Source organism: Humibacter ginsengiterrae, assembly GCF_054780115.1.
On the sequence record NZ_BAAGWY010000001.1, the window covers coordinates 137,758 to 161,757 of the forward strand.

Genomic DNA, 24,000 nt, shown 5'->3' on the forward strand with positions numbered 1-24,000 from the left:
GTAGATTTCCCTCATGGCCTCCACAACGGCAATCGGGATCGACATCGGCGGAACGGGGATCAAGGGCGGCATCGTCGACCTGAAGACCGGAGAGCTGGTCAGTGACCGGGTCAAGCTGGCGACGCCGAAGGGCGGCAAGCCCGACGACATCGTCGAGACCTCCCGGGAGGTGCTCGACGCACTCGCCGGCGACGACCCGAACGCGCCGATCGGGGTGTGCTTCCCTGCCATCGTGAAGAACGGCCGCACGATGTCGGCGGCGAATGTCTCCAAGAAGTGGGTCGGGCTCGAAGCGGAGAAGCTCTTCGAGAAGACGCTCGAGCGCGACATCCTGTTCGTCAACGACGCGGACGCCGCCGGTTACGCCGAAACGGAGTTCGGCGCTGCCAAGGATGTCGATGGGCTCGTTATCCTGACCACTCTCGGCACCGGCATCGGCTCCGCTCTCATCTACGACGGCGTACTCGTGCCGAATGCGGAGCTCGGTCACCTGGAGATCGGCGGCCACGACGCGGAGAGCCGCGCCGCGTACTCCGCGAAGGAGCGCGAGGACCTGGACTGGGAGCACTGGAGCAAGCGCCTCACGAAGTACTACCGCACGGTCGAGTTCCTCTTCTCCCCAGACCTCTTCGTCGTCGGTGGCGGCGTCTCCAAGCATTGGAACGAGTTCGGCGACTTGATCGACATCGAGACGAAGATCGTGCCAGCGGTGCACCGCAACAACGCAGGCATCCTGGGTGCGGCGGCACTCGCTTCGCGCGGCCACCACAAGCGGCCGGTCGCCACGGCTTGAAACGGCGAAGGAAGGAACGGGCCGGCTGATACGCCGGGTTCTGTTCGGATGCACGCGCTCGCGCGAGGCATCCTGGACGGCCATCTATCTCGGGGCCGCGTTGCCGCGACCCTCTAGCGGTCTACCCGGGAACGAGACGAGCAGCCTCATGGTTCCCTGTCTGACCTTGCTCCGGACGAGGTTTGCCGAGCCGACCGGGTCACCCCGATCGCTGGTGGTCTCTTACACCGCCGTTTCACCCTTACCTTTCGCTTGCGCGAAGGCGGTCTGTTTTCTGTGGCACTGTCTCGCGGGTCACCCCGGGTGGGCGTTACCCACCGTCCTGCTCTGCGGAGCCCGGACGTTCCTCGGCGACATCCGTCAGACGGATGTCGACGCGACCGTCTTGCCGGCCCGTTCGCACTCCAGCGTAGCCGGTCAGGAGTTCTCGTCGCGGATGAGGATGGCCCCGCTGTCGGGGCACAGCACGACCTCGTCGTCCGCCGCCGACCGCACCTCGGCGAGGTCTGAAGGCGACAGCTTCATGTTCGAGGCGAGCGATACCCCTCCGACGAGGCGGGCGGCGCCCACGCCGTACCGATCGCGTTGCTTCTCGTACAGGGCTACGAGGTCGGCAGGAAGACCGGATGCGATAGCGGTGCGGTCGGCGGAGGCATCCGTTCGCTTGCGCTCCAAGGTCTCGACTTCTGCGGTGCGCTCGGCCTCGAGCTGAGCCACCTTCCCCTCGATATCGGCGCCCTCGGCGTCGATCCCGGCCAGCTGTATCTCGAGTGCCTCGATGCGCTCCATGATCGCAAGCTCGATGTCTTCGAGATCGCCGCGTCGCTTGCGCAACGACTGCAGCTCCGCCTCGAGGGCGGCGACGTCTTTCACCGATGCGGTGTGCTGAACGCGCTCGGAGTCGCGCGTCATGCGAGCCTCGACGATCTCGACATCCGACTCCAGGCGGGAGAGCTCTGCTCGAGCGTCTTCCAGCTCGCCGGTGACGCTGAGCCGGCGCCCGCGGATCTCCGCCGCCTGCGGCTCGAGTTCGGCGAGCTGCTTCGCCTGCGGCGGGTTCGCGATGGACCGTGTCGCCTGCGCGATCGCGTTGTCGAGCTCCTGAACGCGCAAGAGTTCGCGTTGGTCGCGTGGATCAGCCTTCACAGCACTCATCTCGTCGTGGAAGTCCGGGTGTCGATCTGCTCTACGTTATTGCACGGCGTTCGCATGGGCGTCACTGCACGACCGTGAAGTCCCACGGATCCGTTCGCAGCTCGCTGACCACGACATGAAGACCGGGCAGGGCCTCCCGCAACTGCTCCGCGGCGACATCGAGCCAGAGCCATTCCGCTGCCCAGTGCGACACGTCGATCAGCGCTGGACCGCCGCCCACGCGGGCCTGCTCGATCGCCTCTGATGCCGGATGGTGACGCAGGTCGGAGGTGATGTAGACATCCGCCGCACGCACTGCAGGCTCGGCGAGGAACGCGTCGCCCGCTCCACCGCACAGTGCGACGGTGGTGACCGGCCGCGCGTACTCGCCGGCGACGCGAACTCCGGTTGCGGTGGGCGGAAGGATGCCTGCGATGCTCCGCGCGAGATGCCCGAGGGTCGTTGCTTTGGGGAGCGTTCCCACTCGGCCGAGTCCGGAACCGTCGTCGGTTCCCGTGACGATGGGTCGCGCGTCCACGAGGCTCAGCCGCGACGCGAAGACGTCCGACACCCCGTCGGGCACGACGTCGGCGTTCGTGTGCGCCGTCACGAGCGCGCACCCGGATCGGATGAGCCGCGCCACGAGCGCGCCCTTGTAACTGTCCTCGGCGACGCTGGTGACACCACGCAAGAGCAGCGGATGATGCGCGAGCAGCAGGTCGTACCCGCCCTCCACCGCCTCGTCGACCGTGTCGGAGACGGCATCCACGGAGAGAAGAACCCGGGAGACGGATGCTCGCGGGTCTCCGGTCACGAGCCCGGGAGCATCCCACTGCTCGGCTCCCGACACCGGCCACAGGCGCTCGGCTACGGACAGGAACTCGGCGATCGTCGGCACCGTTCGAGCCTACGGCGTCGACGAGCATCACGCCGGACGAGCATGGGATGCGCCCGATGGGCATCCCGTCTCGCACAGGGCTCAGTGCCAGAGCAGCCATGAGGCGGTGCCGACTCCGCCGGCGACCAGCACCGAGGCTCCGGCCGCGAACCAGAGCCAGAGTCGAGGCCTCCTCCCCGCGCGCCGCTGCTCGACGACCAACTGTGCGGTGCTCTGTGGTGAAGTGCTCTGCGGCTCAGCGCTCCTCCGGCCCGGCTCAGCCGCAGGCGTGTGCCGCCCTGCGAGCAGTTCTTCGAGTCGCTCGATGGCGGCGAGAGTGTCTCCCGATTCGGCCTGCGCCGCTATCTCGCGCTCTGCATCGGTACGCGGCTCGTATGCCGGCTCCGGCGGCCGAACCGGCAGGAAGAGCGACTGCGGACGGATGATCGGCAACGACGCCGTGAGCAGCGAAACCTCGTTCTCCAGCGCGCCGGCGAGCTCGTCATCGTCGTGCACTTCGGATGCCGCACCCCGGCCCTCATTGGCAGCCGCATCATGCTCCGACGTGCGAGGGACGAACGTGGTACGCCGTCGCGGAGGCTCGGCAAGCTCGACGCCTTCCGGCTCCCCCGCCTCGGTCCCCATAGCGCGAGTCTATTGTTCCGGGCCCCCGCACACCCGCGTTCTCCACACCGCTCGCATGCGGGCAGTCAGGCGGCGAGGCATCCATCTGCGGCGGGCCGACGACGTACGATCTTCGTATCATGGACGCGGCGATCCCCACCCCCTACGAAGACCTGCTCCGCGACGTTCTCGAGCACGGAACGCACAAGTCGGACCGTACAGGCACCGGCACCCGCAGCGTCTTCGGACGCCAGCTCCGGTTCGACCTGGCCGATGGCTTCCCGTTGATCACCACGAAGCGGGTGCACTTCAGATCCATCGCGTACGAGCTGCTCTGGTTCCTGCGCGGCGACTCGAACGTGCGCTGGCTCCAGGAGCACGGCGTCACCATCTGGGACGAGTGGGCGGATGCCGACGGCGACCTCGGCCCGGTGTACGGCGTTCAGTGGCGGTCGTGGCCGGCTCCCGACGGGCGCCACCTCGATCAGATCTCCGCGGTGCTCGAGACCCTTCGCAGCGATCCGGATTCGCGTCGGATGATCGTGTCGGCCTGGAACGTCGCGGAGATCCCGAACATGGCCCTCGCGCCGTGCCACGCCCTGTTCCAGTTCTACGTCGCCGACGGCAAGCTCTCCTGCCAGCTGTATCAGCGCAGCGCGGACCTCTTCCTCGGGGTTCCGTTCAACATCGCGAGCTATGCGCTGCTCACCCACCTCGTGGCCGATCAGGTCGGACTCGACGTCGGAGAATTCGTCTGGACCGGCGGCGACTGCCACATCTACGACAACCACATAGAGCAGGTCACGGAGCAGTTGTCCCGCGAGCCGTTCCCGGCACCTCGGCTGGCGATCACCAGGCATCCAGACAGCATCTTCGACTACCGGTTCGAGGACTTCGAGGTGATCGGATACCAGCACCACCCCGCCATTCGCGCGGCCGTGGCCGTATGACGATCGCACTGATCTGGGCGCAGGCGCACTCCGGCGTGATCGGTGCGGGAGGCGGCATCCCGTGGCGAGTGCCGGAGGACAGCAGGCGATTCCGAGCGCTGACGATGAGCGGCGACGTCGTCATGGGCCGCAAGACCTGGGACTCGCTGCCACCACGTTTCCGCCCGCTGCCCGGGAGGCGCAACATCGTCATAACCCGTGACGCGAACTGGTCGGCGGTCGGCGCCGAACGTGCAGGCTCGGTCGACGAGGCGCTCGGGATGCTCACGGGCGACGGCTGGGTGACCGGCGGCGGCGAGATCTACTCCGAGTCGATCGGGCGCGCCGATCGTCTCGAGGTGACAGAGATCGACGCCGAACTCGACGGTGACACCCGCGCACCGGTCATCGGAGACGAATGGATGCTCACCCGAGCCGAACCGGAGAGCGGCTGGGCGACATCCGAATCGGGACTTCGCTACCGCTTCCTCACCTACGTGCGGCGCTGAACACGGTCGCTGCAGACCCTGCAGCAACCGCTGATGTTCAGTGCTGTCGGTACGCCGAGCGGCCGAGCTGGAACGCCGCTGCGAGGCCGAGAATCAGCCCGACGATGCCGACGGTGCCGATGAATCCCCAGAGCAGCGCTTCGATCATGTCGTCCATTATCCCAGAAAGCACGGCACACCGTTGCCGCTCTTCGGCAGGAGTGCGAGACTCGGAAACGGGTCGGGCGCTCCCCGGCACGGTGGCATGCATGGATCGCGAGAACATGACTGAAACGTCGGCGGCGAAGTCGGCGCGTCGTGCGAGCTTTCGGCGGGCCGCGGTTCTCTTCGCAGTGCTCCTGACGGCGTCGGCCGCCGGCATCGGTGCTGCTCCCGCCGACGATTGCGTCAGCGGATGCTCGACCGGCACACCCACTCCGACGCCTGACCCCGGTACCGGCACGCCGACCCCGACGAGCACCCCGACGAGCACCCCGACGAGCACCCCGACGACCCCGCCTCCCACGACGCCTCCTACGACACCGCCCCCTACCACACCGCCCCCTACGACACCGCCCCCCACGACGCCTCCGCCGACCACGCCGCCTCCGTCGACTCCGCCCGGCGACGGTTCGACGAGCGACACGCCATCCTCCACTCCGACCACCGACGGTGACAGCACGCCTGCCGCAATCGATGGTTCCGGTTTGAGCGACGACGCCATGCAGAAGCTCCAAGCGGCGATCGACAAGGCGCAGGCTGCGCTCGATTCCGCCCAGTCCCTGCTCGACTCGGCCACATCCGAGTACGACGCCACGAAGACCGCATACGCGAACGCGAAGAACCTCGCGACCTCGGCGGACGCCATCGCGAAGTCCGCCCAGAGCGCCGCCAAGGCGGCAGTGGCCAAGCTCATGGTGGCGCTGCAGCAGACGCACGCTGATCAGACCACGACCACGATCGGCGCCATATTCGGCGGTGAGGCCGCCGGTGGGAACGCCGACCTATTGCAGCGTCTCACCGCCGCGAGTCAACTGGGCAGCATGCACGGTTCGCTCGACACTCTGACCAAGCGTGCGGAGTCGACAGCCAAGCATGCCGATGCGATGAAGGCGGCGGCGGCGAAAGCGGATGCCACGCTCGCGTCGATCCCCCTGGCGCAGAAGCGAGCAGCGCAGAAGGCGGCGCAATCCACGGTCGATGCCGCGCAGGCATCCCTCGACGCGGCCACCGAAGCCATGATTGCTGGGTCGAGCAACGGCGCCGATGGCGACTTCATCGACACCTTCACGCTCGCGCCCGGTACCTGGGTCGACCCGGTGAAAGGTCCGATCACGGATGTCTTCGGTCCAAGGCCGTCTCGGCCGGCCGACACCCCGGTCTTCCACCCGGGCGTAGACATCGGTGCGGCGTGCATGAGTGTGATCGTTGCGGCCGCGGACGGCACCGTGAGCTACGCAGGCCCTTACAGCGGCTATGGCAACTTCATCCTGATCGACCACGGCGATGGGGTGCAGACCGCTTACGGACACATCTCCGATGGAACGATCATGGTGGCACCGGGCGACCAGGTCACCGCTGGGCAACCGATCGCGCGCGTAGGCAGCACGGGCGAATCGACGGGGTGTCATCTGCACATCGAGGTGCGGGTGAACGGCACCGCGATCGATCCCATGCCGTTCTTCGCCGATCGTGGCGTCACGCTCGGGCAGTAGGTTCGGGTACGCGTTCACCGCGCAGGTCGAGCACGACATCGGTGTAGTCGACGCCTGAGACAACATGGTGGCGGCCGGGCACCGGATGCATGCCTCTTGCCATGTAGAAGCCGAGGCTTCGATCGCGCGACTCGGCCCACAACGTCGCCGCGTGCCGGGAGCGAAGACGCTCGAGCAGAGCGCCGAATATCGCCGTGCCCACGCCGCAGCCTTGCATCTCCGTTGCGACCGCCATCTGCCGTAACCGCCATGCGGGCATGGGAGCGGTGAACATCGGAGCGGCAGGCGTCGCGCTCGCGACGCCGATGATCGCGCCGCTGTCGTCAGTCACCGCCAGATGGAATGTGCCGGGAACGTCGTCTTCCGGCAGGTGAAGGTCGAGGTCCGTGCGGTCGCTGCGCAACAGCTCCGCACGGAGTGGATACGTCTCGGCAGCCGTGACCTCGAACACATCCCAGCCCATAGCGGCAATTGTGGACCCAAGGGCACTCAGACTCGGATGGCAGCCTCTCTGATCGCACGGAGCACTGTGAGCAATGGATGGAGCGCTTCTAGCTCCTGCGTGTCGGCACGATCGGCTGCCTTGACCACCTCGCCATGAGTGAGAGTTCGTGAGCCGATGACCGCAACGGGCACCTCCGACCAGATGTGGCTCTCGGCCACCTCCCGATCCGGGCCGGGTGAATCAGGGCGTGACGGCTCGGGAGCGGGGTCGCCCGAGAGCACCAGACCGATCCGTGTCGCGGCGAGCACGTCGATCACTTGGCTGACTGTGAGCATCGGCGGCAACAGGATTCGATCCCCCGGCCGATAGCCTTCGTGAAGGTAGCGCTCGGCCCTCACGATGGAGCGCCGGTTCAGCTCTGTGACGGTGAGGTGGTGCCGGAGTACCTGCACGACGGCATCGGGCGATGCCTCCGCAGCTGCGTCGAGGATGTACGGGATCGCCAGACTCACCGCTACCCCTCTCGCTCGATTCGTGGTCACAACGGCCCGCGGCGCTCCAACTCGGTCGTGAACGTCGCCCGTGGGACCGAGCGTCCAGCAGAGAATCCAGGGTTCGACTGGAATCGCGTCGGGTGGGCCCTGCCGGGATCGAACCGACGACATCCACGGTGTAAACGTGGCGCTCTACCAACTGAGCTAAAGGCCCGCGGGCTGAGTCTAGCGAGCGAGAACGCCGGAGCGGGACAGCGGCTAGATCATGACGACGACCTTGCCGGTGCGGATGCCCTTCTCGAACCGACGGTGAGCCTCAACGATGTCGTCGAAGGCGAACAGGTCACCGACCGCCGGCAGCAGTGTTCCCAGCCGCACACCGGCGTCGAGGAAAGCCGCCATGCGTCCGACGACGGCGAGATCCAGAAGGTAGTCGAAGCCGCGGTAGTCGATGACAGTGATCGCGGAGTCGGCGGGACGCGGGGTGGGGCGCGGATCGAGGAACCCTGCAGCGACAAGCTTTCCGCCAGGCCGGGTCGCGTTCAGCAGGTCTCGCTGACCCGGTCCCCTGACGAGATCGAGGGTCACATCGGCGCCGGTCCCACCTGTTCCACGGCGCACCGCATCGACGAGGTCCGCCGTCTCGGTGGCGATGACGGTGGCGGCACCGGCGGCGAGCAGTTCGGCGGTCTTCGCCGGGTTCCGCGTCACGGCAATGGGTGTCGCTCCGATCTGGCCCGCGATCTGCATGGCCGCGCGGCCGACACCACCGGACGCCCCTGAGATGAGGAGGCGGTCGCCCGGCCGCAGTCCGGCGACCTCCATGAGCGCCCCGTAGGCAGTGGAGTACGCGACCCAGATAGCTGCTGCCTGAGGGATCTCCAGTGTTGCCGGGCGGGCTATGACCCACCTGGCTGGAAGGGTGATGTATTCCGCGTAGCTGCCTCGCACGGCGGCATCTGGGATGGCGATGACGATAACCGGGTCACCGACTTCGAGCCCGGTGACCGCGGACCCGACCGAGTCGATGACCCCCGTGCCTTCGATGCCGAGGCGAGCGTGCGGCAACGGGACCGGCGCCGGCGAGGTGCCGGAACGCATCATCACATCGAGCGGGTTGACGGCGAACGCCTCGATCCGAACCGTGACCTCCCCCGCCGCGGGTTGCACGGTCGGTGTCTCCACGATGTGCAACACCTCTGGTCCACCGAACCGATCGAACTCGACGACTCGTGACATGGTGCTCCTCTCTCCATCGGATGCGGGTTACGCACTCCGCTTCACCACGCTAGAGAGCCGCGTGTTACTTCGAAGTACCTTTGACCTCATGCAGAACGCTGCAGGACCGGTCTTTCTGGCGGACTGTCCCACCCGCCTGGCGATCGAGATCATCTCCGACAAGTGGGCGGTGCTCGTTCTGTTCGGGCTCAGCCAGAAGCCTCGCCGGCACGGGGAACTCGTCGAACTCATCGGAGGCATCTCGCGCAAGATGCTCACGCAGACGCTGCGTCGGCTCGGGGAATTCGGCCTTGTCGAACGACTCGATCAGAAGCCGGGTCGCGCCGAGTACCGGCTCACGGATCTCGGCAAGACCATTATCGATCCCATCGAAGGCCTGACCGCCTGGGCACGAGATCACGGCGACGCTGTGGTCTCCTTCCGGGAGGCCGTGCAAGCGGCTGCCTCCGACCGGCAGGTCTCTTAGCAGGGTGCGGCTGCGACGAGCGGACGGGCGGCGTCAGGCCGCCTTCAGCTCCTCGAGCGCGATGCGGTACGCCGCGAGCGTGCGCGCTTCTCCGGGAGCGGTGATGAAGCTCTCGCGGATGATGCCCGCCGAGTCGATGAGGAACGTCGCGCGGTTGGCGAAACCCTTGTCTTCCAGGAAGACGCCGTACTGCTTCGCCGTGTCGCCGTGCGGCCAGAAGTCGCTGAGCAGGGTGAACCGGTATCCCTCGTGCTCGGCCCAGGCGCGCAGCGTGAACTTGGAATCGACGGAGATCCCGATCAACTCGACACCTCCCGCGCGGAACAGTTCGAGGTTGTCCCTCAACTCACAGAGCTCGCCGGTGCAGGTGCCGGAGAAGGCCAGCGGGAAGAAGACGAGGGCGACAGCACTCCTGCCGCGGAAATCGCTGAGCCGAACGTGCTCGCCGAACTGGTTGGGCAGTTCGAAATCGGGCGCCTGGGTGTCGTTCTCCAGAGCCACCGTCTCTCCTCTCGCACCGGCGAAGGTCGTCGTCGTCATCCATGTGCACGCGACGAGCGCGCACGGTACGACAGCATAGACCGCGGGCCACCGCGCGGCGCCTGCCACGCTATCCTTGCGTACGGCGCGCCGACTGTCGTAACCCGACAGCGCTGGGCGCAGCCCACGATCGATCCACACAAAGAAAGAGGTCGCGGTGACTGTCAACGACCAGGACCCGTATTCGGTGAACTACATCGACTCGGACCCTGAGGAGACCGCCGAATGGCAGGAGTCCCTCGACGCGCTCGTGGCGGCGGAGGGTCGGCAGCGCGCTCGCGAGATCATGCTGAACCTGCTGAAGCGGTCGAAGGAGCTCCACCTCGGCGTGCCGATGGTTCCGACGACGGACTACATCAACACGATCGCACCAGAGAACGAGCCCCACTTCCCCGGCGACGAGGACATCGAACGCCGTTACCGGGCATGGATCCGCTGGAACGCGGCCATCCTCGTGCACCGTGCGCAGCGTCCTGGAATAGCCGTCGGCGGTCACATCTCCACCTACGCATCCAGCGCAGCGCTCTACGAGGTGGGCTTCAACCACTTCTTCCGCGGCCAGGACCACCCGGGCGGCGGCGACCAGATCTTCATCCAGGGCCACGCATCGCCCGGCACCTATGCACGCGCATTTCTCGAGGGCCGGCTCACGGCCGACCAGCTCGACGGCTTCCGTCAAGAGAAGTCGCATGCGCCGAACGGCCTCTCGTCGTATCCGCACCCACGGTTGATGCCGGAGTTCTGGCAGTTCCCGACCGTCTCCATGGGCCTCGGCCCGATCAACGCCATCTACCAGGCGCAGGTCAACAAGTACCTGACGAACCGCGGCATCAAGGATGCCTCCGACCAGCACGTCTGGGCCTTCCTCGGCGACGGCGAGATGGACGAGGTGGAGAGCCGCGGCCAGCTCCAGGTGGCTGCGAACGAGGGCCTCGACAACCTCACATTCGTCATCAACGCGAACCTGCAGCGCCTGGACGGGCCGGTGCGCGGCAACGGCAAGATCATCCAGGAGCTGGAGAGCTTCTTCCGCGGTGCCGGCTGGAATGTGATCAAGGTCATCTGGGGCCGGGAGTGGGATGCGCTGCTCGCGCGCGACACCGAGGGCGCCCTGCTGAACGTTATGAACACGACGCCGGACGGCGATTACCAGACCTACAAGGCGGAGAACGGCGCGTACGTGCGCGAACAGTTCTTCGGCAAGGACCCGCGCGCCCTCGAACTCGTCAAGGACTACACCGACGAGCAGATCTGGAACCTCAAGCGCGGCGGCCACGACTACCGCAAGGTGTACGCGGCGTTCCAGGCGGCGCTCGAGCACAAGGGCCAGCCGACGGTCATCATCGCCAAGACCATCAAGGGTTACGGCCTCGGTCCGCACTTCGAGGGCCGCAACGCGACCCACCAGATGAAGAAGATGACGCTGGAGGACCTGAAGAAGTTCCGCGACTCGATGCACATCCCGATCACGGATGAGCAGCTCGCCGAGAATCCGTACCTCCCGCCGTACTGCAACCCGGGCGAGAACGACGAGGCCATCCAGTATCTGCTGGAGCGGCGTCGGGCGCTCGGCGGATTCATTCCGGAGCGGCGCACCAAGTACACGCAGATCCCGCTGCCCGACGACAACGCGTACGCGATCTCGAAGAAGGGGTCGGGAACGCAAGAGGTCGCCACGACGATGGCGTTCGTGCGTCTGCTGAAGGACCTGCTGCGGGCGAAGGACTTCGGGCACCGCATCGTGCCGATCATCCCCGACGAGGCCCGCACGTTCGGGATCGACGCGTTCTTCCCGAACGCGAAGATCTACAACCCCAACGGGCAGCACTACACATCGGTGGACCGCGAGCTGCTCCTTTCGTACAAGGAGAGCGCCCAGGGCCAGATCCTCCACGTCGGCATCAACGAGGCCGGTGCGATGGCCGCGTTCACGAACGTGGGTACCTCGTACTCCACGCACGGCGAGCCGCTGATCCCGATCTACGTGTTCTACTCGATGTTCGGCTTTCAGCGCACGGGTGACGCCATGTGGGCGGCCGGCGACCAGATGGCCAGAGGCTTCATCATGGGCGCGACCGCCGGACGCACCACGCTCACCGGCGAGGGTCTGCAGCACGCGGACGGCCACTCTCCGATGCTGGCCGCCACGAATCCCGCAGTCGTCTCGTACGACCCGGCATACGGCTACGAGATCGGGCACATCGTGCGCAGTGGCATCGAGCGCATGTACGGCGGCAATCACCCCGACCCGAACGTCATGTACTACCTCACCGTGTACAACGAGCCGATGGTGCAGCCGGCGGAGCCGGAGAACCTCGACGTCGAAGGCGTTGTTCGCGGCATCTACAAGCTGAGCAGCGCCGAGGGCAACGGTCCGCGCGCACAGCTGCTGGCATCCGGTGTCGCGGTGCCGTGGGCGCTGGAGGCGCAGAAGCTGCTGGCAGACGACTGGGGCGTGCGCGCGGATGTCTGGAGCGTGACGAGCTGGAACGAGTTGCGTCGCAACGGGCTCGCCGCCGATGAGCACAACTTCCTTCACCCCGACGAGGAGAAGCGGGTCCCCTACGTGACGACCAAGCTCGCCGACGCGCAGGGGCCGTTCATCGCCACCACCGACTACGCGCACTCGGTGCCGGACCAGATCCGCGCGTACGTGCCCGGCGAGTTCGCGACGCTGGGCGCCGACGACTTCGGATTCTCGGACACCAGGGCAGCCGCGCGGCGCTTCTTCAAGATCGACGGACCGTCGATGGTGGTGCGAACTCTCGAGCTGCTCGCCGCACGCGGTGAGGTCGACCCGTCGGTGCCTGCCCAGGCGATCGAGCGCTACCGGCTCTACGACGTCAATGCGGGCACCACCGGAGTCGCCGGCGGCGAGAGCTAGGCGACGCGCGTGGCGAAGCCGAGGAGCAAAGAGGAGACACTCGCCTGGCTGCGCAAGATCTCGGGTGAGCTCGCGACGGCGACGCTGAAGCGACTCGATGACACACTGCCCTGGTACAGCGAGATGCCGCCGGGGCGGCGGTCCGCCGTCGGGCTCGTGGCGCAGGCGGGCATCACGTCGTTCATCTCGTGGTTCGACGACCCGCGTTCGACGCCGTGGATCGCCGCTGACGTGTTCGGGGCGGCGCCGCGCGAGCTGCTGCGGTCGGTCTCGCTGCAGCAGACCCTGCAGCTCATCCGGGTCGTCGTCGAGGTGGTCGAGGACCGCGTGCGAACGAGCGGCAACGAGGAGCTCGGCGAGGCGATCCTGCTCTACTCCAGGGAGATCGCCTTCGCGGCCGCGGATGTCTACGCCCGGGCAGCGGAGGCGCGTGGGCTGTGGGATGCGCGCCTCGAGGCCCTCGTCGTCGACTCGATCCTCACCGGTGAATATGACGACGAGCTGCCCAGCAGGATCGCCGCGCTCGGCTGGCACGGCCACGGCGAGGTCAGCGTGCTGGTCGGAACGGCGCCGAAGCAGCTCGACGTGGACCAGCTGCGGCGCATTGCACGGCACATGAGCGCCGACGTGCTGATCGGCGTGCAGGGTTCCCGTCTCGTGCTCGTGATCGGGCGGGCGCAGCCGAGGGCGAGCGAATCCGAGGAGGTCGGCCCTTCGAACTCGATCGGCTTCATGGAGATAGCAAGGCAGCTGGAGCCGCAGTTCGGCCCGGGGCATCTCGTGCTCGGTCACGAGGTGCCGGGGCTGGTGGATGCCTCCAAGAGTGCGCGCGCCGCATTGGCCGGTTTCGCGGTGGCCAAAGGCTGGCGTAACTGTCCACGGCCGGTGCACGCCAACGACCTGCTGCCAGAGCGCGCGTTCGCCGGGGATCCGTTGGCCAGGAGCACGCTCGTGAACCGCATCTACCGCCCGCTCCAGGCGCACTCCCCCGAACTTCTGAACACGTTGTGGAGCTACCTCGACAACGGCCGGTCGCTGGAGGCGACCGCGCGGGAGCTGTTCGTGCATCCGAACACGGTGCGCTATCGACTCAAGCGGGTCACGGATGTCATCGGCTGGGACGCGACGGGCGCGCGCGAGGCGCTCATCCTGCAGGCGGCGCTCATCGTGGGATCGATCAATGAACCGGATGCGCCCATCAGGCGGCGCTGACGTGCTGTACGACACCGACAAACGATTCCGCCCGAGTTCATGGAAGACCGACACGGGCGGCCCTCTCAGGATTGGCAGACTAGAACAGTGATTGTCGTCGCCTGCCCTGGACAGGGCTCGCAAACCCCCGGATTCCTCGCGCCCTGGCTGGAGAACTCCGCCTCGCGTGACCTCGTCGCGCGCTTCTCGGAGGTCGCGGGGGTCGATCTGGTGAAGCACGGCACCGAGTCCGATGCCGAGACGATCCGCGACACCGCTCTTGCTCAGCCCCTCATCGTGGCGGCCAGTCTGCTCGCCCTGCGCGCGCTCCGCGCCGCAGCACCCGATGCTGTGATCGGCGGCATTGCCGGCCACTCGGTGGGCGAGGCCGCAGCCGCCGCCGGTGCGGGCATCCTCTCCGAGGAAGATGCGCTGCGGTTCGTGCGCGCCCGCGCATTGCTCATGGCCGATGCGGCCGCCGCGGCTCCCACCGGTATGAGCGCGGTGCTGGGCGGTGACCCGGATGCCGTCGTCGAGTACGTCTCCGGGTTCGGCCTCGAACCGGCGAACTACAACGGCGGCGGTCAGATCGTGGTGGCAGGAGACCTGGACGCGCTCGCGCGGCTCGGCGAGGAGCCACTGCGCGGGACGCGGGTCGTGCCGCTGCAGGTCGCAGGCGCCTTCCACACCCGCTACATGCAGCCGGCACGCGACGGGCTGGCGAAGGAGGCCGCGGGCTTCACCGCACACGACCCGGCACTGACCATCTGGACGAACCACGACGGCTCGGTCGTCGGCTCCGGGACCGAGTTCCTCGAGTTGATGGTGGGGCAGGTCGCGTCTCCGGTGCGCTGGGACCTGTGCATGGCATCCTTCGAGCAGGCAGACATCACCGGGCTGATCGAGCTGACCCCGGGCGGCGCACTCACCGGCCTCGCCAGGCGTGGGCTGAAGGGCGTGCCCGCCGTCGCCATCAAGACTCCGGACGACCTCCCCGCTGCACTGGAGCTGCTCGACGGCGGAAGCGACGCCTGACCCGATGAGTGCACCCCGTCTCCGTCAGTCGACCGGCGCCCAGTACACGCGCATCCTCGCGTTCGGTGCCGCGCGCGGCAGCATGGTCGTGCCGAACGACGACCTCGTCGGCCCGATCGACTCGTCCGACGAGTGGATCAGGCAGCGCACCGGGATCATCACGCGAACCAGGGCCCCGCGCGACGTGCTGGCGATCGACCTCGCGACGGCGGCCGCGCGTGAGGCGATCGAGAAGTCCGGCGTCGCGGCCGCCGAGATCGACCTCGTGCTCATCGCCACGATCAGCAACGTTCAGCAGACCCCTTCGATGTCTGCCGTCGTCGCAGAACGCGTCGGTGCGAACCCCGCCGCGGCCTACGACGTGAACGCGGCGTGCGCCGGCTACGCCTACGCGATCGCACAGGCCGATGCGCTGATCCGAGCCGGAGCCGGACACTACGCACTCGTGATCGGGGCTGAGAAGCTCTCCGACATCGTGGATCCGGCCGACCGCAGCATCTCGTTCCTGCTCGGCGACGGCGCCGGTGCCGCAGTGATCGGGCCGAGCGATGTGCCCGGCATCGCGCCCACCGTGTGGGGCTCGGACGGTTCGCGGGCGGATGCCGTGGGCATGGACCACACGCTGGTCGAGTTCCGCGACGGGGAGGCATCGTGGCCCACACTGTGGCAGGACGGCCCGTCCGTGTTCCGCTGGGCGGTGTGGGAGATGGCCAAGGTCGCCAGACGCGCGCTGGAGGCGGCCGGGATCACGTCCGCCGACCTAGGAGCATTCGTTCCCCACCAGGCCAACATGCGCATCATCGACGAGTTCGCGAAGCAGCTGAAGCTGCCAGAATCCGTCGTGATCGCGCGTGACATCGAGACGACCGGCAACACGTCGGCCGCCTCGATTCCGCTGGCGGCCCACCGGCTGCTGGCGGAGCATCCGGAACTGAGCGGCACGCTCGCTCTGCAAATCGGCTTCGGCGCGGGCCTCGTGTTCGGCGCCCAGGTCGTCTTGCTGCCCTGAACAGCCCACCTAGACTGTTCTGCTGTCACCCGACATCCCAAGGAGAAACGAAGAAATGGCACTTTCCCGCGAAGAGGTCCTGGCCGGCCTGGCCGAGCTCATCAACGACGAGACCGGCATCGCGACCGACACGGTCGAGCTGGACAAGTCCTTCACCGACGACCTCGACATCGACTCGATCTCGATGATGACGATCGTGGTCAACGCCGAGGACAAGTTCGACGTCAAGATCCCCGACGAAGAGGTCAAGAACCTCAAGACCGTCGGCGATGCCGTCGACTTCATCGTCAACGCCCAGGCCTGATCATCCGTCGGCGCGGCGGTACTCGCCGCGCCGACGTCACGTTCCATTCACCATCAAACGGCGCTTGTCGTGCGTTGCGAGGCTGAAGAAAACTCATGACCAAGAAGATCGTCGTCACCGGCATCGGTGCCAGTTCCCCCTTGGGCGGCACCGCCGTCGAAAGCTGGAGCGCACTGCTGGCGGGCGAGTCCGGAACGCACACGCTCGGCTACGACTGGGTCGCGAAGTACGAGTTGCCGATCACATTCGCCGCGGAGGCGAAGGTGAGGCCGGAGACCGTGCTGGAGCGCCCCGTGGCCAAGCGTCTCGACCCGGCGTCGCAGTTCGCGCTCGTATCGGCGAAGGAGGCGTGGGCCGACGCCGGAGCGCCGGATGTCGACCCGGACCGTCTCGGGGTGGACTACGCGACCGGGATCGGCGGCGTATGGACGTTGCTGGATGCCTGGGACACGCTCCGGGAGCGCGGTCCGCGGCGGGTCATGCCGCTGACCGTTCCGATGCTGATGCCGAACGCTCCCGCCGCCGCCGTCTCCATGCACTTCGAGGGCCGCGCGTTCGCGCGCACGACGGCATCCGCCTGTGCCTCCAGCACCGAGTCGATCGTCAACGCCTACGAGCACCTCCAGCTCGACCTTGCCGACGTGGTGATCGCGGGCGGTACCGAGTCAGCGATCCACCCGATCACGATGGCGGCGTTCGCGTCGGCTCAGGCGATGTCGAAGCGCAACGACGACCCTGAGCACGCGTCCCGGCCGTATAGCATCGACCGCGACGGCTTCGTTATGGGCGAAGGCGCAGCGAGCCTCGTTCTGGAGACCGAGGAGCACGCTCTGGCGCGTGGTGCCCGCATCTACGCGGAGCTGGCCGGAGGGGGCGTGAGCGCGGACGCCTACCACATCACGGCGAACGACCCTGAGGGCAAGGGCGCCAGGCGCGCGCTTCTTGCCGCGCTCGAGCGGGCAGAGGCCACTCCGGATCAGGTGACCCACATCAACGCGCACGCGACGAGCACGCCGGTGGGCGACATCGCCGAGTACGTCGCACTGCGGTCCGTGTTCGGCGACCGCGTCGATGAGATCCCCACGTCGGCGACCAAGGCATCCACGGGACACCTTCTGGGTGGCACTGGGGCGCTGGAGGCGTTGTTCACCGTGCTCGCCCTGCGCGACCGTGTGGCGCCCCCGACCATCAACATCACGGAGCAGGACCCGGAGATCCCGCTGTCGGTCTCCGGCGAGCCGCAGCCGCTCGGCGATGGGCCGCAACTGGCCGTGTCGAACTCGTTCGGGTTCGGTGGGCACAACGCCGTCGTCGCGTTCCGCAGCCACGAACACTGACGCGGCCGGGTTCGCGGCCGCGTCAGCCGACCTTGTGCAGCCAGATGACAGGTGCGTCGTCGCTGGCGTGCCGGAACGGCTCTAGCTCGTCGTCCCACGCCTGACCCAGGGCGAGTCTCAGCTCGTGCTGCAGGTCGTAGGCGCTCGAGCCGGCGAGTTCCATCGCGTAGCGCACGCGATCCTCGGGGATCACGGTGTTGCCTGCGGTGTCGGTCTGAGCGTGGAAGATGCCGAGCGAGGGCGTGTGGATCCATCGCCCGCCGTCGGCGCCGAGGCCGGCATCTTCCGTCACCTCGAATCGGAGGTGCTGCCAGCCGAGCAGGCCGGACGCGATGCGCGCCGCGGTGCCGCGTTCGCCCTCCCAGTAGAACTCCGTGCGCAGTGCACCGGGCAGCACGGGCTGTTCCTGCCACTGGAAGTTGACCGGACGTTCGAGGGCACGACCGACCGACCATTCCAGGTGGGGGCAGAGCGCACGAGGAGAGGAGTGCACGTAGAGCACCCCTCTGGCCTTTATTGACGCCATGGTGTCCTCCGTTCGATGTGGTGCGTCTTCCCCTACGACCACAGAACGATGAACACTGACCGATGCATTATCCCCCGGTGAGCGGCGGAATCACAAGAGCGTGATTCGTGGGTCGCGGATCCCGGCGGGGCTCCGCGGCGCGTCGCATTGCTCGCAAACGCATTCCAGGTATATCAATACCGCGTATGCATTCAGTCACCACTCATCGGAGGGAGCGCCGTTGTCCGTTCGCCAGAGCCTTCTCGCCATTCTCGATCAGGGGCCGTGCTACGGCTACCAGCTGCGGGCCGAGTTCGATCGGAGAACCGGGGCGACGTGGTCGTTGAACGTCGGCCAGATCTACAACACGCTGGACCGGCTGGAACGCGACGGACTCGCACGCAGGGCCGGTGCCGACGAGCAGGGCCACGTCTTCTACGAGATCACGAGCGCCGGCAGTGCGGCCGTCTCGAACTGGCTGTCCTCCCCCGTCGCCCGGGATTCCGGCACCGTTCGCGACGAACTGGCGATCAAGCTGGCCCTGGCGGCAACGCTGCCGGGCGTCGAAGCATCCGACGTCGTAGCACCGCAGCGGGTGGCGACGCAGCAGGCTCTCGGGCGGTTGGCAGCGGCACGCGAGGCGGCGTCGTCGCCGTCGAATCCCGAACAGCTCGCCGAGCTGCTCGTGCTCGATTCCCGCGTCGCTTCCGCCGAGGCGGAGCTGCGATGGCTAGAGCAGGTCGAATTCCGCTTGCAAAGCGCCAGGAAGGCCGGAATCGCCGATGGCGTGCCGTTGGCAACGGATGCACCCAAGCGCGGGCGTCCCGCTGCGAAGGCGACGACGGGCATCCTGATAGACGGTGCTCATCCGGCAGGCGATGTCGTTACGGAGTCGATCTGACATGACGCGTCTCGTACTGCTCTCCGACACCCACATCCCGAAGCGGGCGAGAGATATTCCGGCGAACCTCTGGCGGGAGATCGAGTCAGCGGATCTCGTCATCCACGCCGGCGATTGGGTCGACCTCGAGACCCTCGATACCCTGGAACGACGTTCTCGCAGTGTGCTCGCGGTGTACGGCAACAACGATGGGCCCGAGTTGCAGGCACGCCTGCCCGAGGTCGCACGCAAGACGGTGGACGGCGTGCGGATCGCCGTCGTTCACGAGACCGGCCCCGCCTCGAACCGGGAGCGTCGCATGGACGCCGCATTCGGTCACACCGACCTGCTCGTGTTCGGTCACAGCCACATTCCGTGGGACACCGTGACTCCCGAAGGCATGCGCCTGCTCAACCCCGGCTCGCCCACAGATCGGCGGCGCCAGCCGGTCGGCACATTCATGACGGTGGACATCGATGGCACGGAGGTCCGCGACGTGCGCATCATCGCCGTCTCGGCTTGAGCATCCGGAGTTCTGAAAGAGCATTGCAGGTCTGACCGCGGTCGCCTACTCTGAAATGGTCTTTCAGAACGGAGCGTCCATGGATGAGAAGAGGATCGCACTCGACGACCCGCGCACTCTCGAGGCCCTCGCTCATCCGGTGCGGCTCGATCTGCTAGGCCACCTGATGAACGAAGGGCCGGCCACCGCATCGCAGTGTGCGCGCGCGATCGGAGACAACCCGTCGAACTGCAGCTACCACCTGCGAGTGCTGGCCGGGCTCGGGCTGGTCGAGGACGACCCATCCGCCGACGGTCGTGAACGCCGGTGGCGCGCCACGATCACCGGCTTCACGACGAACCCTCATTCGGCGGGATCGGAAGAGCTGTTCGCCGCATCGGTGCAAGCCGACTACCAGGCCGCGCGGCAGTATCTGCGCGAACGCTCGCGGCTCGACGAGGCATGGCGTGAAGCGGACGCCCACGCACACTACGGCCTGCGGGTGACGCCGGACGAGCTGGCTGAGATAGTGAGCCGCATCGACGCCATCGTGCGCCCCTATATCGCCGCCGTTCGCACGGACGCGCCAGCCGAAGCGGAGACTGTGAACCTCTCGCTGCTGGCGCTTCCGCGCGCCAGGCACCGCGAACGCCCATGAGCACGGCGCTGCGCTCCCCCGCGTTCGTACGGGTGCTGCTCGCGGGATTCGTGTCGGACACCGGCGACTGGATGCTCTTCGTCGCCCTCCCCCTCGTGGTCTACCGGCTGACGGGCTCCGCTTTGGGCACCTCGGTCGCGTTCGTGCTCGAACTGGTGCCGATCGTGCTGCTCGCCCCGTTGGCGGCACGGCTAGTCGGACGATTCGACCGCAGGCGCCTGCTGGTCGTCGTTTCCCTCGTGCAGGCGGCCGCCGTGGCTCCGCTGCTGTTCGTACGGAGTGCTGAGCAGATCCCGGTGCTGTATGCGGTGATCGTGCTGCAGGCATCCTGCTCTGCGATCTTCGAGCCGGCGAAAGACTCGTGGATGCCCGATCTCGTCTCCGCCGACCGTCTGGTGAGCGCCAACGCGCTCATCGGGCTCGCGCAGAACGTCGGGCGCCTGGTCGGCGGACCGTTGGGCGGCGCGCTGCTCGCGTTCGGGAGGATGGACGTGATCGTCGCAGCAGACGCCGCGAGCTTCATACTCGCGGCCGTGCTGTTGTGGAGCGCGCCGCACGACCGGGTCCGTCGGGCGATGGATGCCACCGTCGGCGGTGGGGCTCACATTCCAGCTCCGGGCGCCCTGGCGACACCGGATGGCACGGCGCCCGTGCGCGTCGGGGTGTTCCCTGCACTGCGGCAGCGTGGGATGTGTGCGACCTACGTCTCCGCCGGTCTCGCTGCGATGGCGCAGGGCCTGTTCCTGGTGCTGTTCGTGCTGTTCGTCACCGACAGCCTGAACGGCACGGATGCCGAGGTCGGGCTCTTGCGCGGCATCCAGGCAGTCGGCTCGATCGCCGCGGGAGCGGCACTGGGCCTCTTCTCCGTGGCGGCCCGGCCGCAAAGGCTCGCCGTGATCGGCGCAATCACATTCGGCATCATCTCGTTGACCGTGTGGAACCTGCCGGCGATCAGCACAGCGACCTGGCCCTACGTCGTCTTGTTCATGCTCGTCGGCGCGCCCGGCGTGCTGCTCGCCACCGGGTACATCAGCCTCATCCAGACCACGGCCGCTGACCGCGGATCGGCGTTCGCTGCATACGGGCTGGTGAGCGCGATCGGTCAGGGCATCGGCCTGCTCGCCGCGGGTGTGCTGCAGCCGATGACCGGGCTGCTTCCGCTACTGGAGGCGCAGGGCGCGCTCTATCTGCTGGCGGGCGCCGTCTTGATCACGCGGCGCGCTGGGAATCGCACGATCCAGCTGTGGAAGCGCGAGCCGAATCCGGGCAGCGGCACTCGTGAAGTCGAAACCGGCGGCATCCGTTCGACGTCATGACGAGTGCTGATGTATGCGCGAAGGTCGCGACGATGACGCACGAGGCAGGGATGCGGGAATGAAGTACATGCTGATGTTGCGGGCGTCCGCACGGGACGACGGCGGCTCTGGGGCCGAGCCGGCACGAAAGGCCATGGCGGCTTACGACGAGCAGCTCATCAGGGCCGGCGTTCTGCTGGCGGGTGAACGCCTCGATCTGGATGCAGGCGCGCGCGTCTCGTGCGACGGCGAACGACGCTACGTCAGCGACGCGCAGGATTCCGAGCCACCGATCGCGATGTGGATGCTGCAGGTCGCGTCGCGCGACGAGGCCGTCGAATGGGCCAGACGGTGCCCGGCGACCGACGGATGCATCGAAGTGCGAGGAATCGTGGAACGATCCGAAACAGACGTGCGTAGCGACGCGATCGCGAATGCGCGATGAAGGAGGCACGGTGGCATCGGACGAGGTGACGACGGACACGGCGACGGTCGCCCGGGAGATCGAGACGGTGTGGCGCCTGGAGGCGGCCAAGGTGGTCGCGACGCTGGCAAGGATGGTGGGCGATCTCGGCCGGGCCGAGGATCTCGCCCAGGACGCGTTGGTGGAGGCGATGCAGTCGTGGCCACGCACGGGCATCCCGCGCAATCCCGCCGCCTGGCTCACGTCGGTGGCCAAGCGACGCGCAATCGACGCGTGGCGGCGTGACGAGCGTGCAGCCGAGAAGTACGCGATGATCGCGGCTGCCGAGGCGGGCGACGAAGAGGCTGTCGAGCCGGACGAGACCCGCATCGACGACGACCTGCTGCGCCTGGTGTTCGTCTGCTGTCACCCCGTGCTGCCCGCGTCCTCGCGGGTCGCGCTGGCACTGCGCGTGCTCTGCGGGCTCACGACAGAGGAGATCGCTCACGCCTACCTCGTGCCGCCGGCCACGATCGGGCAGCGCATCACTCGGGCGAAACGAGCACTCGCGGCGGCGAACGTGCCGTTCGAGGTGCCGGATCGCGACGAGTTCGACGAGCGGCTCGGATCGGTGCTCGAGGTCGTCTACCTCGTGTTCAACGAGGGCTACGCGGCGACGTTCGGCGACGAATGGATGCGTCCCACTCTGGCCGAGGAGGCGATGCGGCTCGGTCGTGTGCTCGCCGAATTGGTGCCGGACCGAGCAGAGGCTCACGCGCTCGTGGCGCTGATGGAGCTGCACGCGTCCCGGTTCGCAGCCCGTCGTGCTTCTGATGGCGCGGCCGTGCCCTTGACGTCGCAGGACCGCACCGCGTGGGACCGGCTGCTGATCGCTCACGGCCTCGCCGCGCTGCGGCGGGCGGATGCGCTCGGCGGTCCGCGCGGCCCGTACGCACTGCAGGCCGCGATCGCCGCGTGCCACGCCACCGCGCCCACTGCCGACGACACCGACTGGCCACAGATCGCCGGACTCTACGACGCGCTCGTGGAGCGGATGCCGTCACCCGTCGTCGGACTGAATCGCGCCGTCGCAGTGGGCATGGCGTACGGCCCGCAGGCGGGCCTGGACGCGCTCGAGCCGCTCAGCTCGGAGAAGTCGCTGTCCAGGTACGCGCTGCTGCCTGCCGTGCGCGGCGACCTCCTGGAGCGGCTCGGGCGGCTCTCCGAGGCACGCAGGGCATTCTTGAGCGCGGCGTCCCTGACCGCGAACGAACGTGAGCGCGACGAGCTGCTGCGCAGGGCGAGCGAGGCCGATCCTCTCGGTTGACCGCGGGCACCCGCTGCCGGCCTCCGTCGGCCGCGAGCGCTCCCGGCCCGAATCAGAATTCGTGCAGCAGGGAGCCGTCCTTCTTCAGCACGTTCTTCTCCCCCGCCTCGATGCGCACGGCGAACCGGTTCTGCTTCGGCGGCATCGGGCAGTTGAACGCGTAGCTGAAGGCGCACGGCGGCAGGATGGCCCGGTTGAAGTCGAGAGTGATCGTGCCGTCCGGGTTCGGCGCGACGAACAGGAACCGGCCGACGGAGTACGTGTCGTCGCCGCTCGTGGCATCCGAGAAGACCAGCTGGAGGGCGCGGCCCGCCTTGAACGCGGCGAGGTTGTAATCGGCGCCGTCTTTGCTGAACGTGATCTCGCCGGGGATCGCCAGCTCGCGGGTGGCTCCCTCGTCTTTCAGGTGCTCGAAGCCGACGGACAAGCCCTCGACCGGGGTGAACGTCGCCTGGATGACCCACTCCGGGTTGTACGGGAAGACGTCGATCGAGCCGAACTCCTGGATGCCCTCGGACCGGATGTCCCAGACCCGGAGCGCGTACTCGCCTGCTTCGTTGCCGATGACGGTTCCCGTGACCGTGTCGCTGAAGGCAATCGTGCTCGGATCGTCGGTGTCTTTGCCGCGAACGATCGCCTCACCGTCGACCGTTTTGCCGTCGACGACGACCCCGTCTGCCGCGGTCGCTGTCACCTTGAGCCCTGACCCGCCAGCGGGCAGCGGCGACCAGAGACCCGCGGCGCCCCACACCGGCTGGGGTGCGGCATCCGTGATCCACTGCGTGTTCACCAGAGCGAGATTGCCGTTCGGCTGCACCACCGAGTACTCCCTGCGCTCGTGGAAGTTCTTCAGGAGCTGGGCGGGATCGGTCGTGGATGCTGCGGCGGTGTCGGTCATGAATCCATCCTCTGCTATCGACTGCGTT

General features: G+C 67.5%; 27 protein-coding genes, 1 tRNA gene and 1 other RNA gene. 17 read left to right on the plus strand and 12 right to left on the minus strand.

The features are described from left to right. Positions 1 to 13 precede the first annotated feature (13 nt). Positions 14 to 793, plus strand: a complete 780-nt coding sequence (gene ppgK, locus ACYVII_RS00680) for a polyphosphate--glucose phosphotransferase (protein ID WP_460529446.1) — start codon at positions 14 to 16, stop codon at positions 791 to 793. Between the two features lie 13 nt (positions 794 to 806). Here the strand turns inward: ppgK and rnpB are convergent. The 4 genes from rnpB to ACYVII_RS00700 form a co-directional block, all read right to left on the minus strand. After that, positions 807 to 1,189, minus strand: an RNA gene (gene rnpB, locus ACYVII_RS00685) — RNase P RNA component class A. A gap of 21 nt (positions 1,190 to 1,210) precedes the next feature. Continuing rightward, entirely contained in the window at positions 1,211 to 1,948 is a 738-nt protein-coding gene (locus tag ACYVII_RS00690; RefSeq protein ID WP_460529450.1) for a zinc ribbon domain-containing protein, read from the minus strand. A gap of 61 nt (positions 1,949 to 2,009) precedes the next feature. Further along, positions 2,010 to 2,825 (minus strand): Nif3-like dinuclear metal center hexameric protein, encoded by an 816-nt coding sequence (locus ACYVII_RS00695; protein ID WP_460529453.1) that lies wholly within the window; start codon positions 2,823 to 2,825, stop codon positions 2,010 to 2,012. A gap of 81 nt (positions 2,826 to 2,906) precedes the next feature. Continuing rightward, the gene (locus ACYVII_RS00700; protein WP_460529456.1) at positions 2,907 to 3,449 is read right to left on the minus strand and encodes a hypothetical protein; all 543 of its coding nucleotides are present in this window, start codon (positions 3,447 to 3,449) and stop codon (positions 2,907 to 2,909) included. Between the two features lie 119 nt (positions 3,450 to 3,568). On the opposite strand from ACYVII_RS00700, the gene ACYVII_RS00705 reads away from it, so the two are divergent. Further along, positions 3,569 to 4,378: a thymidylate synthase gene (locus ACYVII_RS00705; protein WP_460529460.1), complete on the plus strand. Its 810-nt coding sequence runs from the start codon at positions 3,569 to 3,571 to the stop codon at positions 4,376 to 4,378. After that, complete coding sequence (locus tag ACYVII_RS00710) at positions 4,375 to 4,866, plus strand: dihydrofolate reductase (RefSeq protein ID WP_460529463.1); 492 nt, start codon at positions 4,375 to 4,377, stop codon at positions 4,864 to 4,866. The genes ACYVII_RS00705 and ACYVII_RS00710 overlap by 4 nt, the downstream gene beginning before the upstream one ends. A gap of 37 nt (positions 4,867 to 4,903) precedes the next feature. Here ACYVII_RS00710 and ACYVII_RS00715 read toward each other — a convergent pair whose 3' ends face one another. After that, positions 4,904 to 5,569: a hypothetical protein gene (locus ACYVII_RS00715; RefSeq protein WP_460529466.1), complete on the minus strand. Its 666-nt coding sequence runs from the start codon at positions 5,567 to 5,569 to the stop codon at positions 4,904 to 4,906. On the opposite strand from ACYVII_RS00715, the gene ACYVII_RS00720 reads away from it, so the two are divergent. Then, positions 5,553 to 6,560 (plus strand): M23 family metallopeptidase, encoded by a 1,008-nt coding sequence (locus ACYVII_RS00720; protein WP_460529469.1) that lies wholly within the window; start codon positions 5,553 to 5,555, stop codon positions 6,558 to 6,560. The genes ACYVII_RS00715 and ACYVII_RS00720 overlap by 17 nt on opposite strands. Here the strand turns inward: ACYVII_RS00720 and ACYVII_RS00725 are convergent. From ACYVII_RS00725 to ACYVII_RS00740, 4 genes are all read right to left on the minus strand, one after another. Then, positions 6,544 to 7,023 carry a GNAT family N-acetyltransferase gene (locus ACYVII_RS00725; RefSeq protein ID WP_460529472.1) on the minus strand — a complete coding sequence of 160 codons (480 nt, stop codon included), beginning with the start codon at positions 7,021 to 7,023 and terminating at the stop codon, positions 6,544 to 6,546. The genes ACYVII_RS00720 and ACYVII_RS00725 overlap by 17 nt on opposite strands. 26 nt (positions 7,024 to 7,049) lie before the next feature. Next, a complete protein-coding gene (locus ACYVII_RS00730; RefSeq protein ID WP_460529475.1) occupies positions 7,050 to 7,517 on the minus strand; it encodes a hypothetical protein in 468 nt (155 codons plus the stop codon). 123 nt (positions 7,518 to 7,640) lie between these two features. After that, positions 7,641 to 7,713, minus strand: a tRNA-Val gene (locus tag ACYVII_RS00735). Positions 7,714 to 7,757: 44 nt separating this feature from the next. Then, on the minus strand, positions 7,758 to 8,738 hold the full coding sequence (locus tag ACYVII_RS00740; RefSeq protein ID WP_460529478.1) for a zinc-dependent alcohol dehydrogenase family protein: 981 nt from the start codon (positions 8,736 to 8,738) through the stop codon (positions 7,758 to 7,760). 88 nt (positions 8,739 to 8,826) lie between these two features. Between ACYVII_RS00740 and ACYVII_RS00745 the strand changes: the two genes are divergently transcribed. Continuing rightward, positions 8,827 to 9,204: a winged helix-turn-helix transcriptional regulator gene (locus ACYVII_RS00745; RefSeq protein ID WP_460529481.1), complete on the plus strand. Its 378-nt coding sequence runs from the start codon at positions 8,827 to 8,829 to the stop codon at positions 9,202 to 9,204. A 33-nt stretch (positions 9,205 to 9,237) separates the two neighbouring features. On the opposite strand, the gene ACYVII_RS00750 is transcribed toward ACYVII_RS00745, so the two are convergent. Next, complete coding sequence (locus ACYVII_RS00750; protein ID WP_460530494.1) at positions 9,238 to 9,705, minus strand: peroxiredoxin; 468 nt, start codon at positions 9,703 to 9,705, stop codon at positions 9,238 to 9,240. A gap of 196 nt (positions 9,706 to 9,901) precedes the next feature. On the opposite strand from ACYVII_RS00750, the gene aceE reads away from it, so the two are divergent. From aceE to ACYVII_RS00780, 6 genes are all read left to right on the plus strand, one after another. Next, positions 9,902 to 12,628, plus strand: coding sequence for a pyruvate dehydrogenase (acetyl-transferring), homodimeric type (aceE, locus tag ACYVII_RS00755; RefSeq protein WP_460529484.1), 2,727 nt, complete (start codon positions 9,902 to 9,904; stop codon positions 12,626 to 12,628). Between the two features lie 9 nt (positions 12,629 to 12,637). Continuing rightward, entirely contained in the window at positions 12,638 to 13,840 is a 1,203-nt protein-coding gene (locus ACYVII_RS00760; protein ID WP_460529487.1) for a PucR family transcriptional regulator, read from the plus strand. Between the two features lie 87 nt (positions 13,841 to 13,927). Continuing rightward, positions 13,928 to 14,854, plus strand: coding sequence for an ACP S-malonyltransferase (locus ACYVII_RS00765; RefSeq protein WP_460529490.1), 927 nt, complete (start codon positions 13,928 to 13,930; stop codon positions 14,852 to 14,854). 4 nt (positions 14,855 to 14,858) lie between these two features. Beyond that, positions 14,859 to 15,863: a beta-ketoacyl-ACP synthase III gene (locus ACYVII_RS00770; protein WP_460529493.1), complete on the plus strand. Its 1,005-nt coding sequence runs from the start codon at positions 14,859 to 14,861 to the stop codon at positions 15,861 to 15,863. Positions 15,864 to 15,918: 55 nt separating this feature from the next. Then, positions 15,919 to 16,167 carry an acyl carrier protein gene (locus ACYVII_RS00775; protein WP_460518922.1) on the plus strand — a complete coding sequence of 83 codons (249 nt, stop codon included), beginning with the start codon at positions 15,919 to 15,921 and terminating at the stop codon, positions 16,165 to 16,167. A 95-nt stretch (positions 16,168 to 16,262) separates the two neighbouring features. Continuing rightward, positions 16,263 to 17,504: a beta-ketoacyl-[acyl-carrier-protein] synthase family protein gene (locus tag ACYVII_RS00780; protein WP_460529496.1), complete on the plus strand. Its 1,242-nt coding sequence runs from the start codon at positions 16,263 to 16,265 to the stop codon at positions 17,502 to 17,504. A gap of 22 nt (positions 17,505 to 17,526) precedes the next feature. Here the strand turns inward: ACYVII_RS00780 and ACYVII_RS00785 are convergent, their stop codons facing one another. Next, on the minus strand, positions 17,527 to 18,030 hold the full coding sequence (locus tag ACYVII_RS00785) for a DUF3145 domain-containing protein (RefSeq protein ID WP_460529499.1): 504 nt from the start codon (positions 18,028 to 18,030) through the stop codon (positions 17,527 to 17,529). Between the two features lie 220 nt (positions 18,031 to 18,250). Between ACYVII_RS00785 and ACYVII_RS00790 the strand changes: the two genes are divergently transcribed. The 6 genes from ACYVII_RS00790 (at position 18,251) to ACYVII_RS00815 (ending at position 23,074) form a co-directional block, all read left to right on the plus strand. Then, positions 18,251 to 18,910: a PadR family transcriptional regulator gene (locus ACYVII_RS00790; RefSeq protein WP_460529502.1), complete on the plus strand. Its 660-nt coding sequence runs from the start codon at positions 18,251 to 18,253 to the stop codon at positions 18,908 to 18,910. Position 18,911: 1 nt separating this feature from the next. After that, the gene (locus tag ACYVII_RS00795; RefSeq protein ID WP_460529505.1) at positions 18,912 to 19,412 is read left to right on the plus strand and encodes a metallophosphoesterase family protein; all 501 of its coding nucleotides are present in this window, start codon (positions 18,912 to 18,914) and stop codon (positions 19,410 to 19,412) included. 79 nt (positions 19,413 to 19,491) lie between these two features. Beyond that, positions 19,492 to 20,049, plus strand: coding sequence for an ArsR/SmtB family transcription factor (locus ACYVII_RS00800; protein WP_460529508.1), 558 nt, complete (start codon positions 19,492 to 19,494; stop codon positions 20,047 to 20,049). Further along, positions 20,046 to 21,365 (plus strand): MFS transporter, encoded by a 1,320-nt coding sequence (locus tag ACYVII_RS00805; RefSeq protein ID WP_460529511.1) that lies wholly within the window; start codon positions 20,046 to 20,048, stop codon positions 21,363 to 21,365. Before ACYVII_RS00800 ends, ACYVII_RS00805 begins: the two co-directional genes overlap by 4 nt. Positions 21,366 to 21,423: 58 nt before the next feature. Further along, a complete protein-coding gene (locus tag ACYVII_RS00810; protein WP_460529514.1) occupies positions 21,424 to 21,789 on the plus strand; it encodes a YciI family protein in 366 nt (121 codons plus the stop codon). A 10-nt stretch (positions 21,790 to 21,799) separates the two neighbouring features. Beyond that, on the plus strand, positions 21,800 to 23,074 hold the full coding sequence (locus tag ACYVII_RS00815) for an RNA polymerase sigma factor (protein ID WP_460529517.1): 1,275 nt from the start codon (positions 21,800 to 21,802) through the stop codon (positions 23,072 to 23,074). A 52-nt stretch (positions 23,075 to 23,126) separates the two neighbouring features. On the opposite strand, the gene ACYVII_RS00820 is transcribed toward ACYVII_RS00815, so the two are convergent. Beyond that, positions 23,127 to 23,972 (minus strand): DUF1684 domain-containing protein, encoded by an 846-nt coding sequence (locus tag ACYVII_RS00820; RefSeq protein WP_460529520.1) that lies wholly within the window; start codon positions 23,970 to 23,972, stop codon positions 23,127 to 23,129. Positions 23,973 to 24,000: the final 28 nt, after the last annotated feature.

What these genes read in the sequence shown, in the direction of transcription:
- ACYVII_RS00690 (WP_460529450.1), bottom strand. Translation starts at nt 1,948, where the DNA reads ATGAGTGCTGTGAAGGCTGATCCACGCGACCAACGCGAACTCTTGCGC.
- ACYVII_RS00780 (WP_460529496.1), top strand. Translation starts at nt 16,263, where the DNA reads ATGACCAAGAAGATCGTCGTCACCGGCATCGGTGCCAGTTCCCCCTTG.
- ACYVII_RS00710 (WP_460529463.1), top strand. Translation starts at nt 4,375, where the DNA reads ATGACGATCGCACTGATCTGGGCGCAGGCGCACTCCGGCGTGATCGGT.
- ACYVII_RS00785 (WP_460529499.1), bottom strand. Translation starts at nt 18,030, where the DNA reads ATGGCGTCAATAAAGGCCAGAGGGGTGCTCTACGTGCACTCCTCTCCT.
- ACYVII_RS00770 (WP_460529493.1), top strand. Translation starts at nt 14,859, where the DNA reads ATGAGTGCACCCCGTCTCCGTCAGTCGACCGGCGCCCAGTACACGCGC.
- ACYVII_RS00820 (WP_460529520.1), bottom strand. Translation starts at nt 23,972, where the DNA reads ATGACCGACACCGCCGCAGCATCCACGACCGATCCCGCCCAGCTCCTG.
- ACYVII_RS00705 (WP_460529460.1), top strand. Translation starts at nt 3,569, where the DNA reads ATGGACGCGGCGATCCCCACCCCCTACGAAGACCTGCTCCGCGACGTT.
- ACYVII_RS00795 (WP_460529505.1), top strand. Translation starts at nt 18,912, where the DNA reads ATGACGCGTCTCGTACTGCTCTCCGACACCCACATCCCGAAGCGGGCG.
- ACYVII_RS00715 (WP_460529466.1), bottom strand. Translation starts at nt 5,569, where the DNA reads ATGGCGTCGTCGCTCAAACCGGAACCATCGATTGCGGCAGGCGTGCTG.
- ACYVII_RS00800 (WP_460529508.1), top strand. Translation starts at nt 19,492, where the DNA reads ATGGATGAGAAGAGGATCGCACTCGACGACCCGCGCACTCTCGAGGCC.
- ACYVII_RS00810 (WP_460529514.1), top strand. Translation starts at nt 21,424, where the DNA reads ATGAAGTACATGCTGATGTTGCGGGCGTCCGCACGGGACGACGGCGGC.
- ACYVII_RS00725 (WP_460529472.1), bottom strand. Translation starts at nt 7,023, where the DNA reads ATGGGCTGGGATGTGTTCGAGGTCACGGCTGCCGAGACGTATCCACTC.
- ACYVII_RS00805 (WP_460529511.1), top strand. Translation starts at nt 20,046, where the DNA reads ATGAGCACGGCGCTGCGCTCCCCCGCGTTCGTACGGGTGCTGCTCGCG.
- ACYVII_RS00740 (WP_460529478.1), bottom strand. Translation starts at nt 8,738, where the DNA reads ATGTCACGAGTCGTCGAGTTCGATCGGTTCGGTGGACCAGAGGTGTTG.
- ppgK (WP_460529446.1), top strand. Translation starts at nt 14, where the DNA reads ATGGCCTCCACAACGGCAATCGGGATCGACATCGGCGGAACGGGGATC.
- ACYVII_RS00745 (WP_460529481.1), top strand. Translation starts at nt 8,827, where the DNA reads ATGCAGAACGCTGCAGGACCGGTCTTTCTGGCGGACTGTCCCACCCGC.
- ACYVII_RS00700 (WP_460529456.1), bottom strand. Translation starts at nt 3,449, where the DNA reads ATGGGGACCGAGGCGGGGGAGCCGGAAGGCGTCGAGCTTGCCGAGCCT.
- ACYVII_RS00775 (WP_460518922.1), top strand. Translation starts at nt 15,919, where the DNA reads ATGGCACTTTCCCGCGAAGAGGTCCTGGCCGGCCTGGCCGAGCTCATC.